General features: G+C 61.3%; 20 protein-coding genes and 1 pseudogene. 18 read left to right on the top strand and 3 right to left on the bottom strand.

Annotated elements, in window-relative coordinates; genetic code table 11:
- Positions 1–210 precede the first annotated feature (210 nt).
- Positions 211–723, bottom strand: a complete 513-nt coding sequence (locus AC1Q5S_RS19995; RefSeq protein ID WP_492239305.1) for a helix-turn-helix domain-containing protein — start codon at positions 721–723, stop codon at positions 211–213.
- A 107-nt stretch (positions 724–830) separates the two neighbouring features.
- A complete protein-coding gene (locus AC1Q5S_RS19990; RefSeq protein ID WP_492239308.1) occupies positions 831–1199 on the bottom strand; it encodes an HU family DNA-binding protein in 369 nt (122 codons plus the stop codon).
- Positions 1200–1517: 318 nt separating this feature from the next.
- Here AC1Q5S_RS19990 and AC1Q5S_RS19985 point away from each other — a divergent pair, with 318 nt between their 5' ends.
- From AC1Q5S_RS19985 to AC1Q5S_RS19930, 12 genes and pseudogenes are all read left to right on the top strand, one after another.
- Entirely contained in the window at positions 1518–2726 is a 1209-nt protein-coding gene (locus AC1Q5S_RS19985) for an ABC transporter substrate-binding protein (protein ID WP_492239304.1), read from the top strand.
- 72 nt (positions 2727–2798) lie between these two features.
- A complete protein-coding gene (locus AC1Q5S_RS19980; RefSeq protein WP_026437520.1) occupies positions 2799–3671 on the top strand; it encodes a branched-chain amino acid ABC transporter permease in 873 nt (290 codons plus the stop codon).
- Positions 3672–3682: 11 nt separating this feature from the next.
- A complete protein-coding gene (locus AC1Q5S_RS19975) occupies positions 3683–5467 on the top strand; it encodes a branched-chain amino acid ABC transporter ATP-binding protein/permease (RefSeq protein WP_492239303.1) in 1785 nt (594 codons plus the stop codon).
- A complete protein-coding gene (locus AC1Q5S_RS19970; RefSeq protein ID WP_026437522.1) occupies positions 5451–6155 on the top strand; it encodes an ABC transporter ATP-binding protein in 705 nt (234 codons plus the stop codon). The genes AC1Q5S_RS19975 and AC1Q5S_RS19970 overlap by 17 nt, the downstream gene beginning before the upstream one ends.
- Positions 6156–6181: 26 nt before the next feature.
- A complete protein-coding gene (locus AC1Q5S_RS19965) occupies positions 6182–6955 on the top strand; it encodes an SDR family oxidoreductase (protein ID WP_492239302.1) in 774 nt (257 codons plus the stop codon).
- A gap of 44 nt (positions 6956–6999) precedes the next feature.
- Complete coding sequence (locus AC1Q5S_RS19960) at positions 7000–8433, top strand: aldehyde dehydrogenase family protein (protein ID WP_492239307.1); 1434 nt, start codon at positions 7000–7002, stop codon at positions 8431–8433.
- A gap of 3 nt (positions 8434–8436) precedes the next feature.
- Positions 8437–9258, top strand: coding sequence for a shikimate dehydrogenase family protein (locus tag AC1Q5S_RS19955; RefSeq protein ID WP_492239301.1), 822 nt, complete (start codon positions 8437–8439; stop codon positions 9256–9258).
- Positions 9248–10636: an FAD-binding oxidoreductase gene (locus AC1Q5S_RS19950; protein WP_492239300.1), complete on the top strand. Its 1389-nt coding sequence runs from the start codon at positions 9248–9250 to the stop codon at positions 10634–10636. The genes AC1Q5S_RS19955 and AC1Q5S_RS19950 overlap by 11 nt, the downstream gene beginning before the upstream one ends.
- Positions 10637–10674: 38 nt before the next feature.
- On the top strand, positions 10675–12270 hold the full coding sequence (locus AC1Q5S_RS19945; protein WP_492239306.1) for a GMC family oxidoreductase: 1596 nt from the start codon (positions 10675–10677) through the stop codon (positions 12268–12270).
- A gap of 64 nt (positions 12271–12334) precedes the next feature.
- Entirely contained in the window at positions 12335–13351 is a 1017-nt protein-coding gene (locus tag AC1Q5S_RS19940) for a LacI family DNA-binding transcriptional regulator (RefSeq protein WP_034713175.1), read from the top strand.
- 11 nt (positions 13352–13362) lie between these two features.
- Positions 13363–14475 carry an NADH:flavin oxidoreductase/NADH oxidase gene (locus AC1Q5S_RS19935; protein WP_252101758.1) on the top strand — a complete coding sequence of 371 codons (1113 nt, stop codon included), beginning with the start codon at positions 13363–13365 and terminating at the stop codon, positions 14473–14475.
- 126 nt (positions 14476–14601) lie between these two features.
- Positions 14602–14733 (top strand): annotated as a pseudogene (locus AC1Q5S_RS19930) (helix-turn-helix domain-containing protein); the annotation flags it as partial.
- A gap of 373 nt (positions 14734–15106) precedes the next feature.
- On the opposite strand, the gene AC1Q5S_RS19925 reads toward AC1Q5S_RS19930, so the two are convergent.
- The gene (locus tag AC1Q5S_RS19925) at positions 15107–16180 is read right to left on the bottom strand and encodes a LacI family DNA-binding transcriptional regulator (RefSeq protein WP_252101759.1); all 1074 of its coding nucleotides are present in this window, start codon (positions 16178–16180) and stop codon (positions 15107–15109) included.
- 237 nt (positions 16181–16417) lie between these two features.
- On the opposite strand from AC1Q5S_RS19925, the gene AC1Q5S_RS19920 reads away from it, so the two are divergent.
- Genes AC1Q5S_RS19920 through AC1Q5S_RS19895 form a run of 6 tightly spaced genes read left to right on the top strand, consistent with a single transcriptional unit; the run spans position 16418 to position 23110 of the window.
- Positions 16418–18094 carry a thiamine pyrophosphate-binding protein gene (locus AC1Q5S_RS19920; protein WP_492239299.1) on the top strand — a complete coding sequence of 559 codons (1677 nt, stop codon included), beginning with the start codon at positions 16418–16420 and terminating at the stop codon, positions 18092–18094.
- A gap of 24 nt (positions 18095–18118) precedes the next feature.
- Entirely contained in the window at positions 18119–18838 is a 720-nt protein-coding gene (locus tag AC1Q5S_RS19915) for an SDR family NAD(P)-dependent oxidoreductase (RefSeq protein WP_252101761.1), read from the top strand.
- Positions 18839–18897: 59 nt separating this feature from the next.
- Positions 18898–19842: a Bug family tripartite tricarboxylate transporter substrate binding protein gene (locus tag AC1Q5S_RS19910; protein ID WP_492239298.1), complete on the top strand. Its 945-nt coding sequence runs from the start codon at positions 18898–18900 to the stop codon at positions 19840–19842.
- Positions 19843–19845: 3 nt separating this feature from the next.
- Positions 19846–20676, top strand: a complete 831-nt coding sequence (locus tag AC1Q5S_RS19905; protein ID WP_252101763.1) for an SDR family NAD(P)-dependent oxidoreductase — start codon at positions 19846–19848, stop codon at positions 20674–20676.
- A gap of 15 nt (positions 20677–20691) precedes the next feature.
- Entirely contained in the window at positions 20692–22143 is a 1452-nt protein-coding gene (locus AC1Q5S_RS19900; RefSeq protein WP_252101764.1) for an NAD-dependent succinate-semialdehyde dehydrogenase, read from the top strand.
- A gap of 22 nt (positions 22144–22165) precedes the next feature.
- Positions 22166–23110, top strand: a complete 945-nt coding sequence (locus AC1Q5S_RS19895) for an EamA family transporter (protein WP_252101765.1) — start codon at positions 22166–22168, stop codon at positions 23108–23110.

Raw genomic sequence — 23110 nt, 5'->3', positions numbered from 1 at the left:
GCTTTGCCGTCATCTCTTGACTCCTTGTCGGTATTTTCAACAAGGCCAAGAACTCCACTGTTCAGGGGCAAGGTCACAGCCGGCATTGCGGAGGATGTGCACTTGCTAGGCGGGAAACCGATCGTCAGGCGACGCGGTATGTGCTGGTTCTCGGGTTACCAGAAAACCCCCTCGGAATATTCGAACCAGATCTATGCCCTTGCCGGATGCTTACTCCGCAATCTGCTTGCGCGCAGCGCGCACGCCCATCTTGAGCACCTCGCGCACCCGCTCCAGTTGAGCCGCGCGGGGAATTACCTCACCCGTCTCCCACTTGTAGACACTCACGACCGAGACGCCGAGCAGCCGGGCTATCTCTTTCTGGGTCATGTGCAGTGCATGCCGCTTGGCAATCAAGGCTTCATGGCTGAAAGTGAATTGGCGTCCACCCCGCACTTTTCCCCCTTCGGATTCCACGGCCCCTGATGTCGCTTGCTGGCTGTCAGAGAGCGCCTTGGACTGTCCTAGAGCAGCCTGCTGGCGCTCAACGATAGTTGCAGCCTTCTCCTGTGCCTTTGCCAGGGCATGCACCTGGGAGGTCAGCGCCTTGAGATCGCGCTTGAGTGCGGCGATCTCGGAGCGCTGTGCAGTGACCGTTTTGCGCAAGGTGCCCAGTTCAGCTTTGATTTCCTTGCGTGCCATGCGCAGGACTTCGGAGCGGAAGGCGTCGGAGAAAGTGGTCATGGATTCAACTCGGTTTTGTCAGTAGCGCAAGCGTAGCAGGCGCCAACAAAAAAACCGCCCGACGGATGTTGTACGCGGGACGGTCGTTTGAATGGATGCGCAGCGGCTTACTTGCCGGCCTTCTCCGCCTTGCGCTTGGCGGCCTTGGGATCGACCACGGCCTTGAACTTGGCACCAGGCACGAACTTGGGCACGGTGGAGGCGGGGATCTTCAGTGCCGCGCCGGTGGCGGGGTTCTTGCCAGTACGAGCGGCCCGCTTGACGGACTTGAAGGTGCCAAAGCCCACCAGTTGCACCGCATCGCCCTTTTTCACGGCGGTTTGGATGGTTGCGATCAGGGTTTCGAGGACAGCGTTGGCGGCCGTCTTGGACAGGTCATTCTTGGAAGCCAGGATTTCGACGAGTTCGGCGCGGTTCATATTAGGTGGCTGATGCAAGTTAGTGAAGCACGATTTATAGCCGATGCACGTTCCCATGGCCGTCCAAAGCGACGGGCAATCGGCTCGGTGATCCTGCACCATGCGAACGGCACGCTCGCGGACCTCGGGGGGAGAAGTTCTGTGACTTGTTTATGGCTCCATTTTCTTAAGAGCTGGAGCCTCCTCAAAACCCAGGGTGATTCAATGATCCGATGGTCCTCGAATTAGGGTAAACGCCAACAAAAACCGTAAAGACAAGATGTATAAATGAAGCGCTTCAAGTTAAGATAAAACCTTCCTAAAGAAGCCATTTTGTTTTTTTTGAAAAATAAATGAAGCGCTTCATATTTTTAACTAACGCTTAGGAGACATCTGATGATCAAAAAACTGAAACGACTGGCCACGGCTCTAGGTTGCCTCACGCTTCTGGCTGCAGCACCAGTCCATGCACAAGATCTCAAGCTGGGGGCTCTATACCCCTTGAGCGGCGGGCTGGCACTGCTGGGCGATGAAAGTTTTCGCGGTACCCAGATGGCGATTGATGAGCGTAATGCTGCGGGTGGCATTAACGGCAAGAAGATCGTCCTTGTCAAGGCCGACGCGGTCGATGCCAACCAAGCGGTGGGGGAGGCCCGTCGCCTGACATCGGTGGAAGATGTTTCGGCGATCTTTGGCAGCTATGCATCGGGCATTTCTGCTGCAGCAACACAGGTGACGGAGTTGGCCGGTGTGCCCTACTTCGAGCTGGGCGCTGTGGCCGACACGATCACCAGCCGGGGTTTCAAGTACGTTTTCCGCAGCAACGCAACGGCAAAGAGCTTTGCTGAGCGCAGTGTCGAGTCCGTCGTCAAGGTCATCGCACCGATGATGAAAGTGGACCCGAAGTCGCTGAAAATAGCGATCATTTACGAAGACGGTCCTTACGGAACCCTGGTGGGTGGCTTCCAGAAAGAAGAAGCCAAGCGGCTGGGCCTGAACGTAGTGGAAAGCCAGCCGTATTCGGCAAAGAGCGTAGACCTGTCTTCACTGGTGCTGCGCCTCAAGGGTGCCAACGCTGACGTGGTGCTGCAGACCTCGTACCAGAACGACACCCTGCTCTTCTTCCGTCAATCGGCCAGCGCTGGTTACAAGCCAAAGGCGGTGATTGGCGCTGGTGGTGGCTACTCGCTGCAAGAAACCGCGCAGGCACTGGGTGCCTCTGTTGAGGGCGTCTTCAACGTGGACTTCCCTCAGATCAACATGAAGGACTCGGGTGCTCCTGGCCTCAAGGATTTCGTGACCGCCTATGAGAAGAAATTTGGCACGCAGCCTCGCTCGGGTCACAGTCTGGTGAACTACGTGGGCGCCAAAGCGTTTCTGGATGTTCTGGTCCAAGCCAAGTCCACGGACAAAGACAAGATTCGCGAAGCCGTACTGGCCTATCGCAAGCCAGTGGGAGCGAGCGCAGCGGGTTGGGGTTTCCAGTTTGCGGACAACGGGCAGAACCAGTTTGCATCGACCAACCTGATGCAGTGGCAGGGCGGGAAGCTCGTTACCGTTTACCCCGAGGCTGTGTCCACAGCCAAGCCCATCACCCTGAAGTAACGCGTTAGGCGACTTTTACGTCATCCATAGAGGCCGTGCAAGGGTGTCCCTTGCACGGCTCAAGGGGCTGCTGTGTCCATCTTCATTCAACTTCTGGTCAATGGTTTGCTGCTGGGTGGGGCCTACGCCATCATCAGCATCGGCCTGACACTCATCTTCGGTGTCGTGCGCGTGGTCAACTTTGCGCACGGCGAGTTTCTGATGGTGGGCATGTACGCGGTGTGGCTGCTAGCCCAACACCTCGGTCTCCATCCCTACACGTCCGCGATTCTGGTGGCCGTGATGCTGTTTGTCATGGGTGGCTTGATGCAAAGGTTGGTCATACAACCCTTGCTCTCCGCAGATGCACACATCCAGATCTTTGCCACCGTGGGGGTGTCAACGGCCTTGCTGAACCTGGCACTGATGGTGTTCGGTGCAGACATCCGCAAAGCCGAAGTTACCTTTGGCACAGAACCGATGTCAGTGGGCGCATTCACTTTCGTCAGTGGTCAGGTCATCACCTTTGTGGTGGCCATCGTCGTCGCCGCGGTTACACACCTGTTCCTTAAGCACACCTACACCGGTCGCGGTTTACGGGCACTGGCTCAAAACAGGATGTCTGCTGCCCTCATGGGCGTCGACGTTAACAAGGCTTACATACTGGCCTTTGGTATCGGTGCTGGTCTGGTGGGCCTGGCCGCCGGCCTGCTGGCCGTGCAATACCCGGCCTTCCCAACCGTGGGCCAGTATTTCGTGCTTACGGCTTTTGTGATCGTGGTGCTGGGCGGCATGGGCAGCTTGCCCGGTGCGGTCATCGGCTCACTGTTCATTGGCCTGATCGACAGCTTGGCCGGCTATTACGTGGGTCCGGGATTGAAGGAGGTTGTGTACTTCCTTGTCTTCTTGGCCATCCTTATTGTTCGACCCACCGGATTGTTCGGCCTGGGTCGTGGATCTGAGTGAAGGACATCTCCATGATGCCCCCCATCTTGAGCCCCCGGGTCTACATCGGCCTGCTGGCCTTGTTGTCTATCCTGCTGGTTCCCTTGGCCGCACAGTCACCCTTCGTGTACCACCTGGCCATCCAGGTCTGCGTGTTCGCCGGACTGGCAACGGCCTGGAACATCGTCGGCGGTTTCGCCGGGCAGCTGTCCCTGGGACACGCCGTGTTCTACGGCATCGGAAGCTATTCGGCGGGCCTGTTGGTCGCAAAGTTCGGCATCTCTCCGTGGATCGGCATGTTTGCCGGCGCGGCGGTTTCCGCAGCGATGGCCTTGCTCATTGCCTACCCGACCTTGCGCCTGCGTGGTCCCTTCTTCTCGCTCGCCACGATTGCCTTCTTGGAAGTGGTGCGTCTGCTGGTCGTGCACCAGGAGGGCTGGACCGGCGGTTCGGCCGGGCTGAACGTACCGCTGCAAATCGGTCTGCCTTGGATGATTTTTCGCGAAAAGTGGGCCTATCTGCTGGTGGCATTCGGCTTCTTTGCGCTCGCTCTTGCAGTGAGCTGGCTGATCCGTCGATCGCGTTTTGGCTTCTACCTGATTGCCGTGCGCGAGCGTGAAGATGCGGCCCGGGCCGTGGGCGTGAATGCCGTGCGGGCCAAGATCGCAGCTGCGGTGATCTCCGCCGTGCTGACCAGCCTAATCGGCAGTTTCCACGGCATGTACCTGACCTTTCTGGAGCCCTCTTCGGCCTTCTCGCTGGAGATGTCGATCCAGATCGCCATGTTCGCCCTGATCGGTGGCTTGGGCACGGTGGTCGGTCCGGTGATCGGTACCGTGCTGGTGCTGCCCGTCGCTGAGCTGGCCCGCGGGTGGCTCAGTGCATTCGGCAACGGCACGCACGGGTTTGTGTACGGCGTGCTACTGGTCGTCGTGGTGCTGTACTTCCCACGCGGTCTAGTGGGTCACTTGAGTGAGCGGGTGTTGCGCCTGATTGATCGCCTGCCCAATGGCGCCAAAGCCAAGGCCGCAGTTCTTCCAGCTCCCGCTGCTCAGAAGCCGCTGGCTACCCAGGGCCAACCCATCTTGCGTGCCGAAGGGCTGCACAAGCGCTTCGGTGGACTCAAGGCCACCGACAACGTGTCGCTGACCTTGCATCAGGGGGAAATCCTGGGCGTGATCGGCCCCAATGGAGCGGGCAAGACCACGGTGTTCAACCAGCTCTCAGGCTTCATCAAGCCCGACCAGGGTAGCGTGAGCGTGCTTACCGAAAACGGCTGGGTCTCCCCGCGCTCACCCGAGGTCTTTGCCCACGCGGGTGTCGGTCGCACCTTCCAGATTGTCCAGCCGTTCACGGGCCTGTCGGTCATGGAAAACATCATGCTGGGTGCCTTCATGCACACCCGCAATCGGGCTGCAGCTGAAGCGATTGCAAGGGAAGTCGCGCAGCTGACCGATCTCACGTCACTGCTGGACACCGAAGCGCGCAGTCTCACCGTGGGTGGCATGAAACGCCTGGAAGTGGCGCGTGCCCTGGCCACCCGACCGCGCATCCTGTTGCTGGACGAGGTGCTGGCCGGTTTGAACCCGTCTGACGTGACCCGCGCCATCGAGATGATCCGGCGCATCCGGGATGCGGGCGTGTCGGTACTGATGATCGAACACCTAATGCAAGCCACCATGGCGCTGTCCGACCGCATAGTGGTCATCAACCTCGGCCAGGTCCTTCGCGAAGGCAAACCGGCCGATGTGGTCAACGACCCGGCTGTCATCGAAGCCTATCTGGGAAAAGGGTACACCCATGCTCAAACTGCGTGATGTGAAGGCCGGCTACGGCAAAAGTGAAGTTTTGCAAGGTGTGTCGCTGGACGTGAAAGTGGGCGAGGTGGTAACGCTGGTCGGGGCCAACGGCGCCGGCAAGACAACCACCCTCAAGACGCTGTGCGGCATCGTGAAAGCGCGAAGCGGCAGCATTGAGTTTGACGGCATAGAAATCACTTCGCATGCGCCGCACGACATAGTCGAACTGGGGATCACGATGATCCCCGAAGGCAGGCAACTGTTCCCGTTCCTGACGGTGGAAGACAACCTGCTGATGGGGGCATACAAACCGTCGGCCCGCAAGTTCCACCAGGAGCGCATGGAGCGCGTGCTTGCGCTCTTTCCCCGTGCCAAAGAACGCCTGAATCAGTTGGCTGGCTCGCTGTCGGGCGGCGAACAGCAGATGGTAGCCATCGCTCGAGGAATGATGGCAGACCCTCGATTGCTCATCTTCGATGAGCCGTCCCTGGGGCTTTCTCCGCTGCTGGTGGAGCAGATGTTCAACGTGATTCGAACCGTGGCCGAACAGGGCACCACCGTTTTGCTGGTGGAGCAGAACGTGTTCCACACACTGCAGATCGCCGATCGGGGATACGTCCTAGAAAACGGCTCCGTCACTCTCAGCGGGACCGGCAAAGAATTGCTGGAGAACCCGCACGTGCGGCGAGCCTATCTGGGTCACTGAACACCAACAGGCACATGGAATATCTCATGGACGATGCAAAAACACACAAGGACAGGGTGGTCTTGGTGACTGGTGGCGGTGGCGGGCTGGGCAGCGCCATTACGGAACAGTACGTTCTGCAGGGCGCTGCAGTCGGCATCGTGGATCGCTCGCCAGAGAGCGCAAACGCCCTCATCTCCCGCCTAGCCGGGGTGGGACACAAGGTTCACTTCGTCGCGGCGGATGTTGGACGGTTTGACGACTGCGAACGCGCATGTCGCAGCATCGAGGCCGCGCTGGGGCCCATCGATACCGTCATCAACAACGCCGGGATATCACCCAAGCACCAGGGCCTGCCCGCTCCCATCTGGCAAATGGACCCGGCGGAATGGCAACAGGTGGTGGACGTCAACCTGAACAGCGTTTTCAACTTCACACGCCTGCTGGCGCCGGGCATGGTGGAGCGGCGCTTCGGCCGCATCGTCAACATGTCCTCGGTGGCCGGCAAGGCCTACCTGGACATCGTCGCCGCGCACTACAGCACCACCAAGGCGGCGCTGATCGGCATGACCCGGCATCTTGCGGGAGAGCTGGGGCCTCACGGCATCACCGTCAATGCGCTGGCGCCCGGCCGCATCGACACCCCTATGGTCGCAGGCGCTCCGGTAGAGGCCAACGAAGCGGTCATCGCCGTGACACCCTTGCGGCGCCTCGGAAAGCCCGTGGAGGTGGCCGATGCCTGTCTGTTCCTGACCTCCGAACGTTCCGGCTTCATCACCGGACAGGTCATCGATGTCGCCGGTGGCTGGCTGATGACGTGAAGCCACTTCTTTACACGAACAGAACACACACCATGAGTACCAATTTGCACAAAAATTTCATTGCTGGCGCTTGGGTTGAAGGGGTCACTACCGGTTTGAACCTCAACCCATCCGACACCAACGACGTGATCGGGGAATACGCACGGGCCGATGCGGCGCAGGCCGAGCAAGCCATCAGCGCGGCGTTTGAAGCGCAGAAGCGGTGGGCGCAATGCACCGCAGAGCATCGGTCCGACGCGCTGGATCGCATTGGTACGGAGATCCTGTCCCGCCGCGATGAGTTGGGAGCGTTGCTGTCACGCGAAGAAGGCAAGACTCTGCCCGAGGGTGTGGCTGAGGTGGTCCGGGCCGGACGCGTGTTCAAGTTCTTCGCGGGTGAAGCGCTGCGCCTGGGCGGGGAGAAGCTGCCGTCCATTCGCGCGGGTGTGGACGTTGAGGTCACCCGCGAACCCGAAGGTGTAGTGGGCATCATCACGCCCTGGAACTTCCCCATTGCCATCCCGGCCTGGAAGATTGCTCCCGCGCTGGCGTTCGGAAACGCGGTGGTGTTCAAGCCGGCCGATTTGGTCCCGGGAAGTGCCTGGGCGCTTTCTGAAATCATCGCCCGTGTCGGGCAACTGCCTGAAGGCACCTTCAACCTAGTGATGGGTCCGGGCTCCAAGGTTGGGCAGACGCTGGCGACATCGCGCCATGTGCGGGCCATCACCTTCACCGGCTCTGTGCAAACGGGGCGCGCCGTTGGTATGACCTGCATGGAGCGTGGTGCCAAGGTTCAGCTCGAAATGGGCGGAAAGAACCCGCTGGTCATTCTGAACGACGCCGACCTGGAACAGGCTGTCTCCGTGGCCATCAACGGGTGCTTTTTCTCGACCGGGCAGCGTTGCACCGGCTCCAGCCGGCTGATCGTCGAAGACGGCATCCACGATGCGTTTGTCAGAGCGATGGTCCAGCGCATGGCTTCGCTCAAGGTCGATCACGCACTCAAAGCCGGGACCGACATCGGCCCCGTTGTTTCCCAGGATCAGCTGGACCAAGACCGACACTACATCGCGTTGGGTATCCAGGAAGGAGGACACCTGGTCGCCGGCGGCGAACTGCTCAAGCGTGATACCCCCGGCTACTACCTGTCGCCCGCACTGATCACCGAGACCGAGAACGCCATGGGCATCAACTGCGAGGAGGTCTTTGGTCCGGTGGCCTCAGTGATTCGTGTCAAGGACTACGAAGAGGCGGTTGAAACGGCCAACGACACCGACTTCGGCCTGTCCTCGGGCATCTGCACCACCTCGCTCAAACACGCGACAGATTTCAAGCGCCGGTCGACGGCGGGCATGGTGATGGTCAACGTGCCCACCGCCGGGGTCGACTACCACGCGCCGTTCGGCGGCCGCAAAGGGTCGAGCCATGGCTCGCGCGAACAGGGCACCTATGCGCGCGAGTTCTACACATCCGTCAAAACCGCTTACACCCTGGCCTGAGTCATGCAAGTCATCACGGGAAACACCCAAGTCTTCGGGATCCTGGCGGACCCGATCCACCACGTCAAAACGCCCCAGCGGATCAACGCCCACCTGGTGGGCGAGGGGTTCGACGGGGTGATGGTCCCCATCCACGTCCGCGCAGAGGGCCTGCAGGCCGCCGTGCAAGGTCTGCGCGCCATGAACAACCTGGCCGGATTCGTGGTCACGGTGCCTCACAAGACCGCCATGGTCGCCCTGTGTGACGAAGTCTCTGCCGATGCCCGGCTCATCGGCGCTGTCAACGTGGTCCACCGCACAGCCGACGGTCGCTTGATCGGAACCATGCTGGACGGCGAGGGATTTGTCGCTGGTCTGCGTCAGGAAGGCATTGAACCCAGAGGCCGCAGCGCCTACCTGGCCGGGGCCGGCGGCGCTGCCAGCGCCATTGCCTTTGCCCTGGCACGGGCCGGGGTGAGTCACCTGACGGTGGCCAACCGCACCACCGACAAAGTCAGGCAGCTGTTCGAGCGCATCCATTCGGTGGCGCCGGCGGCGCAACTGGTCGTCGGGACCGAGGACCCGTCGGGCCACGATCTGGTGGTCAACGGAACCTCGCTGGGTCTGCGCGACGAAGATGCGCTCCCGCTCGATGTCGAGCGCTTGTTGCCCCACCAGGTGGTGGCCGAAATCATCATGCAACCCGCCGAGACGGCATTGCTCAAGGCCGCGCAGGCAAGGGGGTGCCGTGTGCACCCCGGCGCGCCCATGCTCGCCAGCCAGATCCCTTTGATGGCGGCCTTCATGCGCCACGGCCACACCCATGGGGTCGAACATGCATCTTGACGCATTGCCCGCAGCCCTGGGCCAAGTGGTCGGCGATCGGGGATTGGTGACCGACGGCAGCGACCTGGATCCCTATCGCCACGACTGGCGGCACATGTTCAAAGGCCGTCCGCTCTGCGCCGTGTTGCCCCGCAACACCCGCGAGGTGGCCGAGGTGATGCAGCTGTGTGCTGCATCGGGCGTTGCCGTTGTGCCCCATGGCGGCAACACGGGCTTGTCTGGTGGTGCAACGCCCGATGAGTCCGGTCAGCAGGTGGTGCTTTCGCTTGCCCGAATGAACGCCATTCGCGACATCGATGTGATCGGCGAAACGATCGAAGTGGAGGCCGGTTGCGTTCTCCAGACCGCGCAGGAAGCTGTGGATGAAAAAGGGCTTCTGCTGCCGATCACGCTCGCCGCAGAGGGGTCTGCGCGCATCGGCGGCATCGTCTCCACCAACGCGGGTGGAACAAACGTGTTGCGCTACGGCATGGCCCGATCGCGCATCCTGGGGCTGGAGGTTGTGACAGCCGATGGCCAGGTCATCAATGGGCTGCGTCGTCTGCGCAAAGACAACGCGGGCTACGACTGGAAGCAATGGTTCATTGGCAGCGAAGGTACCTTGGGCATCGTCACCGCCGCCGTGCTGCAGCTGGCGCCCAAGCCACGGCACCGGGTGACCGCGTTGCTGGCGATACCCTCGCCCGCCGATGCGTTGCAGGTGCTCTGTGCGGCCCGCAACGCCATCGGCGAGACCCTTACGGGGTTTGAGCTGATGGCAGGTTCAGCACTGGAACTGGTCACCCGACATCAGCACCTCAAAGTGCCACTGGGTGCCTCTGCCTGGTACGTACTGCTGGAGGCTAGCTCCTCGTTGCCAGGCCTGCGGGACGCCACGGAGGCGTTCCTCGGTGACGTACTCGAGAGAGAGATCGCCACAGACGGTGTGGTGGCCGAGTCGGAGCGGCAGGAGGCGGATCTGTGGACTTTGCGCGAATCGATCACCGAGGCAGAAGGCCGCGAAGGACGCTCGGTCAAACACGATGTGTCCGTGCCCATCTCCTCGATTCCGGACTTTCTGAAAACGGCCGACGAAGCTGTGATGCGCAGCTTCCCGGATGTCCGGATCAACACCTTTGGCCATGCCGGCGACGGCAACCTTCACTACAACGTGATTGTCCCGACTTATCTGGATGCCGCGGCGCTTAACCAACTCGTGCACGACGTCGTGGTCTCTTTCGGCGGCAGTATCTCGGCAGAACACGGCATCGGTCAGTACCGGGTGAATGAACTCGAGCGTTGCCGTGCGTCGGTCGAACTGGCAATCGCACGGCGCATCAAGGACGCGCTGGACCCTCAGAACCTTCTGAACCCCGGCAAGGTGCTCGCCCTTCGCTGATCCCGAGTGGATCGATCTTTGAAGAAGTTCACATGAACATGCAAACCTTTGATTACGTCATCGTGGGGGGGGGGACGGCCGGCTGCGTGCTGGCGGACCGCTTGACCGCTTCTGGAAAACACCGTGTGCTGCTGATCGAAGCGGGCGGTGAGCCGTCTAGTCTGTGGATTCCCATTCCAGCCGGGTTCAGCAAACTGCTGACCAACAAAAAGTACAACTGGCTGTTCAAAACCACGCCCGAGGAGAACACCAACGGTCGTGTCATTTCGGTCCCTCGCGGCAAGGGTCTGGGCGGATCGAGTTTGATCAACGGCATGATTTACGTGCGCGGTCAGCCCGATGACTACGACGCCTGGGCCGCTGCGGGAGCCACCGGCTGGGGTTATGCGGATGTGGAGCCCTATTTCCGACGCCTGGAAAATTACCAGCCCGGCGGAGAAACGCGAGGCAAATCGGGGCCGTTTCACCTGGAGCAGGTACATGAACGCTTCCCGATCTCCTCCGCTTTCTTGAAAGCGGCGGTGCAGGACGGCCAGGTTTTCAACGACGACTACAACTCGCCCACCCAGGAGGGCTTTGGCTACTACCAGGTCAACCAACGCAACGGCCAGCGCTGCAGTGCCTATGACGCGTACCTCAAGCCGGCACGGTCCCGGTCGAATCTGGTGATCCAGACCGGCGCCCATGTGCTTAGCCTCGATCTCCAGGGCCAACGCTGCACCGGCGTGACTTACCGGCACCAAGGTCGCGAGGTCACTGTGGCCGCGTCGACCGAGGTCATCATGGCCGCCGGGGCGATTCAGACGCCCCAGATCCTGGAGCTTTCAGGCATTGGACGGCCTGAACACCTGCAGTCCCTGGGGATTCCCGTCAGGCACGCCTTGGCCGGAGTGGGCGAGAACTACATCGACCATTTCGCCACCCGCATGAACTGGCGCGTGAAGAACACCGTCACGCTCAACGAGATGGCCCGCGGCTGGCGCCTGGCGCGCGAGGTCGCCAAATATTTCACCGCACGCAAGGGCATCCTGACCCTGGGCACGGGTCTTGTGCACGGCTTCATCAGAACCCAAAAAGATCTGTCTGCGCCCGACGCTCAGTACTTCATGGTGCACGCCAGCTACGCCAATGCCGCTGAACGGATCCTGGACCGTGCGCCCGGTTTGACCATCGGAGTGACTCAACTCCGACCCGAGTCAAAAGGCAGCATCCACATCCGGTCGAAAGATCCGTTTGATCAGCCATCGATCCGCCCGAACTTTCTGGACAGCGAAGTGGATCAGCGGTGTATCGTGGACAGCATGAAGGTGGCACGCCGCATCATGTCGCAACCGGCCATGGCGCATTTCATCGAACACGAGATGAGTCCGGGGGCTGAGGTCCGCTCGGACGCCGACTGGCTGGCGTTTGCGCGCAAGGACGGTCAGACGATCTACCACCCAATGGGCACCTGCCGCATGGGCACCGACGACCGGGCGGTGGTGGACCTTCGGCTGAAGGCGAGGGGGCTGGATGGGCTGCGCATTGTGGATGCTTCCGTTATGCCCAAGATGGTCTCCGGCAACATTCAGGGCGCCGTGATAATGGTCGCAGAAAAAGGGGCCGATCTGATCCTTGAGGATCGCAGGGACTGATGGCGTTGTCGGCGAACCGGAGCGACCGTCTCCATCAAATAATCCAACGTGGTCCCAGAATCCGATGACTCCAGGTTCCCGTCCCACCCTCGAAGATGTTGCCCGACTCGCCGGGGTTTCCCTTGGCAGTGCTTCAAGGGCTTTGTCGGTCCCAGAGCAGGTTAAACCATCCACGCTGGAGCGCGTGATCCGGGCGGTTGAACAGTTGGGGTATGTCAGAAATGGTCCGGCCCGCGCCTTGGCATCCAGGCGCACTCGGACCATTGCGGCCATTTATCCGTCCCTCGATAACCCAATCTTCGCCGTCTCCATACAGTCTCTCCAGCGAACGCTCTGGGACCTGGGCTATCAGTTGCTGGTTGCCAGCCACGACTACCGGCCCGAGCGGGAGTTTGGTCTTTTGCGGTCGTTCGTTGAGCGGGGTGTGGATGCGGTGGTGCTGGTCGGCACGGACCACGACGACGCGGTGTTCGAGTTGCTGGGCCAATACCACCTGCCCTACGTGCAGACCTGGTCCGTGGACGAAGCCAACCGCCGCCCCTGTGTGGGGTTTTCGTACCACGACGCCGCCTTTAAGATGGCACAGGCGGTGCTGGAGCATGGCCACACAGAAGTCGCCATCTGTCCCGGCCAGTCGTACCGAAATGAGCGGGTGCGCGCACGCATCGCGGGCACCCAGGCGGCGCTTCAAGGGGCCGGTCTGACGCTTCGCCCCGAGTGGATCATCGAACAACCCTTCACCCTTGAAGGGGGGCGGCAAGCGGTGCGCCAGGTGTTGGGCGGTCCGTCAAGACCCACCGTGCTTATCTGCGGCAACGACTTGATCGCCATCGGTGCCATGTCGGAGTGCCGAGAGCAAGGGGTTGTGGTGCCGGGCGAGCTCTCCATCACGGGCTCCGATGACATTGAACTGGCCAGTATGGTTGAACCTAAATTGACCACGGTGCACGTGCCCAAGGTCGAGATTGGCTCCCTTGCCGCCCACCGGATCGTGAGCCTGATCGAAGGGTCTCCGGCTGTGGAAGGGTCCCCGCTTTCAACGAGTGTCGTGCTCAGGGACAGCCTCAAGCGCATCACTTAAAGAAACACACTATGAGCAAACTGTTTTCACCGTATTCACTGGGTGGTCTGACACTCAAAAATCGTATCGTCATCGCGCCCATGTGCCAGTACTCGGCCGAAGATGGGAACGCGGGGGACTGGCACCAGGTGCACCTGGGCCACTTGCTGCTGTCCGGAGCCGGATTGCTGATGCTGGAGGCCACGGCGGTCACCGCCGAGGGGCGCATCACGCACCGGGATCTGAGCCTGTGGTCCGACGCCAACGAGTCAGCGCTCCAGCGCGTGCTGACATCGGTCCGTCGATATTCGTCCATGCCCATCGCGATACAGCTGTCTCACGCGGGTAGAAAGGCATCCAGCAAAGTGCCTTGGGAGGGCGGACAGCTCATCCCTCTGGAACAGGGAGGCTGGACGCCCATGGCGCCGTCGGCGGTGCCGCATCTTGCAGGCGAGCCCGCGCCCGCCGAGCTGGATCAGGCCGGACTGGAGCGCCTCAAGCGAGCCTTCGTGGGGGCGGCCGAGCGGGCGCATCGCATCGGGATCGACGTCATCGAACTGCATGCCGCGCACGGCTACCTGCTGCACCAGTTCCTGTCGCCGGTGTCCAATCACAGGACCGATGAATACGGCGGGTCGCTAGTCAACCGGATGCGCTTTCCGCTGGAGGTCTTTGACGCCATCAGGGCAGCGGTGCCCTCATCCATGCCAATCGGCGTGAGGATCTCCGGCACTGATTGGGTAGAGAATGGTTGGGACATAGATCAAAGCGTGGTCTTTTCGTCGGCCCTCAAAGACAGGGGGGTCGCCTTCATCCATGTCTCTAGTGGCGGCATCTCTCCACTGCAGCAAATTCCGTTGGCACCCAACTACCAAGTCGGGCTTGCGGAACGCATCCGTAACGCCACAGGTTTGCCCACTATCGCGGTTGGCCTGGTGACAGAGGCCAAGCAGGCTGAGGACATCGTTGCCGAAGGGCGCGCAGATCTAGTTGCATTGGCCAGAGCGATCTTGTACAACCCGCGTTGGCCTTGGCATGCTGCGGCTTCGCTAGGCGCCCAGGTTGAAGCGCCGCCACCATACTGGCGTTCGCAGCCGCGTGGCATGTCCCAACTTTTCGGCGACATCCGCATCGGACAGCGCTGATGTCCACGGGGTTGGCGCCGACCGGAATTTGAGCCAGTTTCTCGGTTAGTGCTGAAGTAAAAATGAGCCAGGTGTTCAACTTATCCTGCTAATTTTTTAAGCGGTTGAATTAGAGGAGTGATCACCATGGACGTGATTGGCAAGATCCGACGGCTGCATGCGAGGGACAAGCTGACGGAGCGCGAGATTGCGCGCAAGACGGGGCTGTCACGCAACACGGTCTCCAAGTGGCTGCGTGCGCCGGTGAACGAGGCGCCGATCTTCAGCGTGACCGACTATGGTCTGGAGGCGGAAATTGACCGCCTCGATCTTGAATTCTTCGGGGTTATCTCTGCTTACTCATGGCACCTTCTATTGGGCCTCAGGTTTGAGGTTCAGAGGTGTCTAGAAAATTCGTGGCGATTCACTTCACAACAAATCTGTGCTTCGGAGGATCGGAGCTGCGAACCGTCTACGTCACACTGTCCGGTAGTGGAAAGTTGATCGCAATCGACGATTGGCCGATACCTGGGTTGCCCCTGGCGTTCCGAGCGTGATGATTTGTGTGCTCACGGCTTACGAGTGATAGCAATGCTCAGAATGCCATGGCTGGACGGGCTGGAAAGCCAGGGTCCAAGCATCGAATAGTCCACTACTTTCGCGGCCCGGTGCTGCGCCGGACTTTCAGTGCCATCGGTAATGACGCGATCGGCTGCGGATTCTGATTTTGCAAGACGGACACTAAGTAGCGCGCCGCCAGCTCACCCATCTCCTTGATGGGAAGGTGTAGAGTGGTCAAAGGCGGATGCAGGAAGGGTGCGAAGTCGTTGTCGTTGAAGCTGGCCACCGATAGTTGCTCCGGTACCGACACACCCGCTTGATCGAGCGCTGCAAGCGCGCCAGCCGCCAAGTAGTCATTGCCGCAGACCACGGCCGTTATGGGGCAGCCGCCTGACCGGATCCACTCCATGGCATCGAAGCCTTCCTGAAATCCATACTCCGTCTCGACGGTTGCATCTTCGCGCAGAACCAAACCCCGCCGGGCGACCGCACGCGTGAGTCCTGACAAGCGCGCCTCAGCTCGCTCGTTGTTTTTGGTGTAGCCTCCGATGAATCCGATCTCGTGATGACCAAGATCGGCTAGGTGATCGATTACCAAGGCGGCCGCCTGAGCCTCATCGAAGCCGACACAAGGCCCAAGGGAGTCGTCCTGTGTCCAGAGTCGCACAAAGGGGGTTCCTTGCGTCCTGAGGAGCCCAATTACCTCCTGGGGGTACCGAGAACCGAGCAGCACCAGTGCGTCGACACCACGAGCAATCAGGGTGCGCACCATTTCTGTCTGGTTCTGTTTATTGCCCGGGGCAGCCAGTAGCAAGGTGTAGCCGCGTTCAGCCAGCTCGGCCTCTAGTGCCTGCACCATCGTTGGGAAGGATGAAGTGCCGAAGCGCGGTATCACAGCCCCCACGGTGAAGGTGCGGCGCAGAGCCATCGCTCTGGCAGCGCCGTTGGGCACGTATCCGATCCGGTTGGCTGCTTCCAGAACACGCTGGCGGGTCGCCTCGCTGATCATCTCGGGCCGCGACAGTGCCCGCGACACAGTTCCAGACGAGACCCCCGCCAACGCAGCGACATCATCGAGCGATGCGGCCCGAACCCGAGGGCTCGCTACTGCAGCGGTGCCGGGCGTCAATGGGGTTGGTCTCTCAATCATCGGTTTCGAAAGCATGTACGCATCCTACTGCAACTGCTCGATAGTCAGAAGGTGCTTACGCAAGCGCATGCATGGCTCATGGTTTTCCTGCAGCCGGAAAGACATGCACTCAACATGTTTGAGATCAAATTCATTTCATTAGTCCAATGAATAGGGTAAACCCCATCATTTCTTCATTGATGTTTGATACCATCATGCAAGCGCTTGCATTATCATTGTTGCACTTCACTTCCTTCCAAAGACGGATTCGATATGCCCACCACTAAGAATGCACTGGTCAAAACACTCATCGACTGCGGAGCCAAGCACGCCTTCACCCTTCCCGGTCTGGGCATTACCTGGATGCTCGATGAGTTCTATGAAAAGCGTGACGAGTTGAATGTCGTGCTCACCCGAAGCGAGCAGATCGCCGCGACCATGGCCCAGGTCTACGGCCGCCTGACTGGCAAGCCCGGCGTTTATATGGGCCAAGGCCCGTTCGCCAGCACCACCGGCGCCTTCGGCATCCTGGAAGCCTATTTCGCCGGCTCGCCCATGGTGGTGCTCACCGACACCTCGTGCTATGACGGCTTTGGCATGTACGGCGTCTACCAAACCATGACGGGCGACTACGGCGCTGCCAACATCCGCCAGTCCTTGGGAACTATGACCAAGTACACGGCCTACGCCACCGAGCCGCACGAAGCCGTCTATGGCCTGCAATTGGCGTACAAGCATGCGCAGTTGCCGCGCATGGGCCCGGCCGCTCTGATCTTGAAATCCCAAATCATTAAGCGCGAGATGCCCGAGCAGACTCGTGTGAAGCTGTACCCGACTGAAGGTTATTTGCACCACACCCCGCAGCAGATAAGCCAGCCGGCGATGGTCAAGCTCGCCGAACTGATCGCCAAGGCCAAGACCCCGGTGATCATCGCTGGCCAGGGTGCTCAGACCGACGAGAGCCGCGGCCTATTGGCCGAGGTCGCCGCCCGCGGCGGTATCGCCATTGCCACCAGCTACAACGGCAAGGGCGTGATCGACGAGACTCTGCCCATTGCCGTTGGCATGCTGGGCACCTGGGGAAGCAAGAGCGCCAACAGAATGGTGGCCAAGGCTGATCTGGTCATCGCCCTGGGCGCCAGCCTGGGCCCTGACTACCTGCGCTTCCGTGACGAAAGCATCATCGATCCGACGCGTCAGACCATCGTGCAGATCGACATCGACCCGCGCAACGCCGGTTGGGTCTATCCGGTCGACATGGCGATCGAGGGCGACGTGACGCAAGCCCTGCGCGCCCTGAAAACGATGAATCTGGGTGAGCCCGGCGAACGCATGACAGCCATCGCGCAGAACAACCGCGAACACGCCTTCGGGGTGCTCCCGCCCACCGTGGCGGCCGATGGCACCCTACATAACGCCGATATCGTGCGAGTGCTCGATCGCGTGCTGACCCCCAATGACATGCTGTCGCTCGACGCTGGTAACAACCGCATTTGGGTCACCAGCATGCTGCGCCTGCGCACCCCCGGTCAGTTGGTGGTGCCTGGCGGCATCGGCGGCATGGGCTGGGCCCTGCCGGCGGCAGCGGCAACCAAGCTGGTCTACCCACAGCGGAACTCCATCTGCCTAATAGGCGATGGCGGTGCCGCGATGACTCTCAGCACTCTTGCCACCTGCGTGCAACAGCGCCTGCCCATCACCGTGATCGTGTGCAACAACCGAGGACTGGGCATGGTGCGCGACAACATGAAGGAGCGACGCATAGCGGTGGACTTCTCCGACATCGATTTCGCGATGGTGGCGCAGGGCATGGGCTGCAACGGCGTGCGGGTTGACCGGGCGGATGCTCTGGCTGACGCCATCATTGCGGCGCGACATTCCGATCGTCCCACGGTGATCGACGTATCGGTCGATCCCGCGGCCAGCCATGTGCCGGCCTCCGACTACTAAGCCAATCGAGGAGAGGAGAGCACTATGCAACCCGTCGCCATCGTCACCGGCGGATCCAGCAATATCGGCTGGGCCTGCGCTCAACGTTTGGCCGTTCGGCACACCGTGGTGGTTGCCGACGTCAAACCCCCGGAGCAGCCGCTGCCAGCCGGCATGCTGTTCCGGGCCACCGATGTCACGCAGCCCGAGGCCTGTCGTGCACTGATGGCCTATGCGCAAGACCTTGGCTCCGTGCAGGTGCTGGTCCATTCGGCGGCTATCACCGCGCCCGCAAAGCCTGTCGAACAGATCACTCTCGACGAATGGCGGCGGGTGATCGATATCAACCTCACGGGTGCCTTCATCGTGGCACAGGCAGCCATTCCAGCCCTGCGTTCCAGCCAGGGCAGCATGGTCATGATCGCATCCAGGGCCGCGCGCACCGGTGTCGCCGCGCTCGTGCCAACGGACCAGGGCGTCAAGCCGCATTACTGCGCCTCCAAGGCAGGTCTGCTGTCCCTGGTCCGCTCACTGGCAACTGAGTTGGCTGCAGATGGGATCCGGGTCAACGCCGTGCTCCCCGGTTCTATCGAGGGCGCGATGATTCCGCGCGAGCGCTGGCCGGAACTGGCCGCGCACATCCCGCTGCGCCGACTGGGCCTGCCCGAGGAGATCGCTGACGCTGCGAACTTCTTGTGCTCGGCCGAGGCGCGCTACATCACCGGCCACGCCATGGACGTCAATGGCGGAACCTGGATGAACTGAAACCAAACCTCAGCAGGAATAGAGACATGAACTTCCCTCGTTGGATTTCGGCCTGCCTGATGGCCACCGCTCTGGCCTTCAGCGGCGCTGCCTCGGCACAGAACAACTACCCCAACCGACCTGTGCGCGTGATCGTGCCCTTCCCGGCCGGTGGTACCACTGACATCGTCGGTCGTCTGGTGGCAGAACGCCTGCAGGCGGCTCTGGGCCAGCCCTTTGTCGTCGACAACAAATCGGGCGCCAGCGGCAATATCGGCGTCGGCGAAACCGTGCGCTCGGCGCCGGACGGCTACACATTGGTGCTGGGCGCGCCCCAGACGCTGACCATCAACCCGCAGTTGTTCACCAACATGTCTTTCAATCCGCAGAAAGACTTGGCGCCCATCGCGGTAATCGCCTCCGTACCTAACGTGCTGCTGGTCAACAACAAGGTGCCCGTAAACAATGCCGCGGAACTAGTGGCCCTGGCCAAGGCAAATGTTGGCAAGCTTTCCTACGGTTCCACCAGCATCGGCAGCACGCCTCACCTGTCGGCGGAGCTGATGAAGTCCATGACCGGCACCAATATTCTGCACATCCCCTACCGCGGTAGCGCCCCGGCAATGCAGGACCTGATCGGTGGCCAGATCGATATCTTGTTCGACCAGCTGGCCTCCGCCCTGCCTCACATCAAGGCGGGAACCGTGCGCGCCCTGGCCGTCACCACGCTGAAGCGTTCGCCGTCGGCCCCCGACCTGCCGACCCTCGACGAAAGCGGCATTAAGGGCTTCGACTCCGAAGGCTGGTTTGGCCTGCTGGCTCCTGCCAACACGCCGCGCCCCATCCTTGAGCGCATCAACGCCGAAGTAAACAAAGCCCTGGCTACACCAGAATTCCGTGAGCGCCTTGCCAAGGTAGGCGCTGAACCCGTAGGCGGCTCCATCGAGAGCTTCCGCGACCGTATAAGTGCCGAATCGCAGCGTTGGGGTAGGGTGATTAAGTTCGCCAACATCAAAGCGGAATAGGCGATGGCTGAAATTAACTATGGCGGCCCAGTAAAAGTTGCCAGCGACGACGCGGGCCGCAACTGCCGCCGCTTCGGCGGCAAGGTGGCCCTGCTTACCGGCGCGGCGCGCGGCATCGGCTTCGCATCGGCCGTGCGTCTGGCAGGTGAAGGCGCCATGGTCTGTATCACCGACCAAGACGTGGCCGCTCTTGAAGAGGCCGTCCGCATCGCTAAGACTGGCGGTGTGCACCTGCATTCAAGCGTCATGAATTCGTCAAACGCCCAGGATGTGTCGCGACGGATTCCGGAGCTCGTGGAGCAGTTCGGCGGCATTGACATTCTTGTCAATAACGCGGGGGGCTCGTTGCACACCCCCTTCCGATTCATGGAGGAAGACGACGAGGACTGGCAACGCGTGATGAACCTTAACGTGATGAGCGCGGTGTGGGCCTGCAAGGCCGTGCTGCCCGGTATGCAGAAGAAGCGCTATGGGCGCATTGTTAACCTCGGCTCCAAGGCCGGTCGATACGGTAGTCTGATTGCCGGAGCCAACTACGCGGCGGGGAAGGGTGCGGTGGCCTCCCTCACGCGGCAGATGGCGCAGGAATTCGGTCCCATGGGCATCACCGTTAATTGCATCTGTCCCGGCGTGGTGATGACCGAGCGGACCGCCGGCCTGTGGGCTGAGCGGCGGACTGCGGAGGAGCGCGAGCAGGTCCTGACAACGATTCCCGTGCGCCGCTACTGCGAGGTTGACGATGTAGCCGCCACGGTCGCCTTCCTGGCCAGCGATGACAGTGCCTTCATCACCGGCGTCTCGCTCGACATCAACGGCGGCCAGGCGATGGCTTGAGGAACAGGATACCCCATGTTTTCACCTGAACTGCTGCGCACCGGCGCCTTGGTTGCTGGTGCCTGGATCGAATCGGGCGAACGCTACGCCGTGATCAACCCTGCCAATGGCGAGCAACTGGCCCAGGTTGTCCGATGTGATGCGCGACTGGCGAACGCCGGGGTCCAGGCTGCTGCGGCTGCCTTACCTTCGTGGCGCGCGACCACGGCCAAATACCGTGCGAGCATTCTGAACAAGTGGGCGGCCCTGATGATGCTCCATCAGGAGGAGCTGGCCGCCATCCTGACCGCCGAACAAGGCAAGCCTCTCGCGGAAGCGCGCGGCGAAGTCGCCTACGCCGCGAGCTTTCTCGAATGGTTCGCCGAGGAGGGAAAGCGCGCCTATGGCGACGTCATCCCCTCGCACAAGACGGATGCGCGCATACTCGTTCTGAAGGAGCCCGTGGGTGTCGTGGCTGCGATCACGCCCTGGAACTTCCCGTTGGCCATGGTGACACGCAAGCTCGGGCCTGCATTGGCCGCAGGGTGCACCGTGGTGCTGAAGCCCTCTGAAGAGACACCCCTGTCGGCGCACGCGCTGGCGGCACTCGCCATGCAAGCAGGTGTGCCAGATGGGGTCATCAACGTCGTCTCGGGCGATGCCGCTGCCATCGGCGAGGCCTGGATGCATAACGAGGTGGTCCGCAAGGTTTCCTTTACCGGTTCCACCCGGGTCGGCAAGCTGCTGATGCGCCAGGCGGCCGACACGCTGAAAAAGGTCTCCCTGGAGCTGGGCGGCAACGCACCGTTCATCGTTTTTGACGATGCAGACATCGATGCCGCCGTGGTCGGGGCGATGGCCTCGAAATTCCGCAACACGGGGCAGACCTGCGTGTGCGTGAACCGCTTTTACGTGCAGCAGGGTGTATACGAAGCCTTCACCACGCGGCTGGCCGATGTGGTGCGCCGGCTCAAGGTAGCGCCCGGCATCGAACCTGGCGCCGAACAAGGGCCGCTGATCAATCAAGCCGCCGTGGACAAGGTGCGCCGGCACGTTGCGGACGCCCGAGAGAAGGGTGCTCGCGTCCTGTGCGGTGGTGATGATCACGCGAGGGGCGGAACCTTCTACCAACCCACGGTGATCACCGAGGCGCGTGCCGACATGGCGATGGCGCAGGAGGAAACCTTCGGCCCCGTCGCGGCCTGCTACCGCTTCGAGACGGAAGACGAAGTGATCCGTATGGCCAATGCCACGAATGTGGGGCTGGCGGCCTATTTCTATAGCCGCGACATAGCCCGCGTGTGGTCGGTGGCGGAGCGGCTAGAGGTCGGCATGATCGGCATCAACGAGGGCCTGATCTCTACCGAGCTCGCTCCCTTTGGCGGCATCAAGGAGTCCGGCATCGGCCGAGAAGGATCGCGGTATGGCCTGGACGATTATATGGAAACCAAGTACGTGTTGATGGGCGGGCTGCGCGCACGCGGTTGACCTATCAGCAAAGGAAGAATCAATGAACTCTCGCACCAACTTCGGCTGGGTTGATTTCGGGGCTGCTTTTGGCGTCGTACTCATCTGGGGACTCAACTTCGTCGCGATGAAGTACGCCCTGCAAGCGCTGACGCCGTTTCAACTCGGCGCCGCGCGTTACGTTGTCGCCTCCTTGCCCTTGATTTTTCTTGTTCGCCGTCCCTCGGTGCACTGGAAATGGCTGTTGTTCTATGGCCTGTGTCAGGGTGTCGGCCAGTTCGGTTTGCTATTCATTGCCCTGAAGATCGGCATGACCGCGGCCCTCGCGTCCGTGTTGATGCAGACGCAGGTCTTCTACACCGTCATCTTCAGCTTCCTTTTCCTGCACGAACGACCCGGCCGCAACCTGCAGTTCGGCCTGGTGCTGGCCGCGCTGTCGCTGCTTTGCTTCGGCATCGGCGTCATGCGCGACACCGTGGGCGGGGTGACGGCTGCGGGCTTGGTGCTGAATCTTGGGGCCGCGTGCATGTGGGCCGTCTCGAATATCGTCGTGCGCAAGGCTCTGCAGAGCATCCCGAAGGGGCAAGCCAACGATGCGACCGCCTTTGTGATCTGGAGCTCTGTGGTGCCCATCGTTCCGTTCTGCATCCTCAGCTTGCTGATGGATCCGAGCCTGCAGGTTTACACCTTGCGGCATGCGAGCTGGCAGAGTTGGGTGGCCGTGCTCTATCTGGGCTGGTTTGCGACCATCATCTCTTATGCGATGTGGTCTGGCCTGCTAAAGCGCCACACCGCCAACCGCGTGGCGCCGCTGAGCCTGGGTGTGCCGGTCATCGGTCTGGCGGCCGGCGTCATTGTCCTCGGGGAAGTGATCACTCCTTGGCAATGGGCGGGCGCGAGTCTGACCATCCTGGCGCTGCTGTTCATCTTCCGACCCGAACCTGCACGCCCCGAGGCGATTAAAGGCCTCGCGGCGGTCAAAGAGTGA

The sequence above is a fragment of the Acidovorax sp. GW835-FHT14B10 genome (genome assembly GCF_058793725.1).
This window is presented reverse-complemented; position numbering and strand designations above follow the sequence as displayed.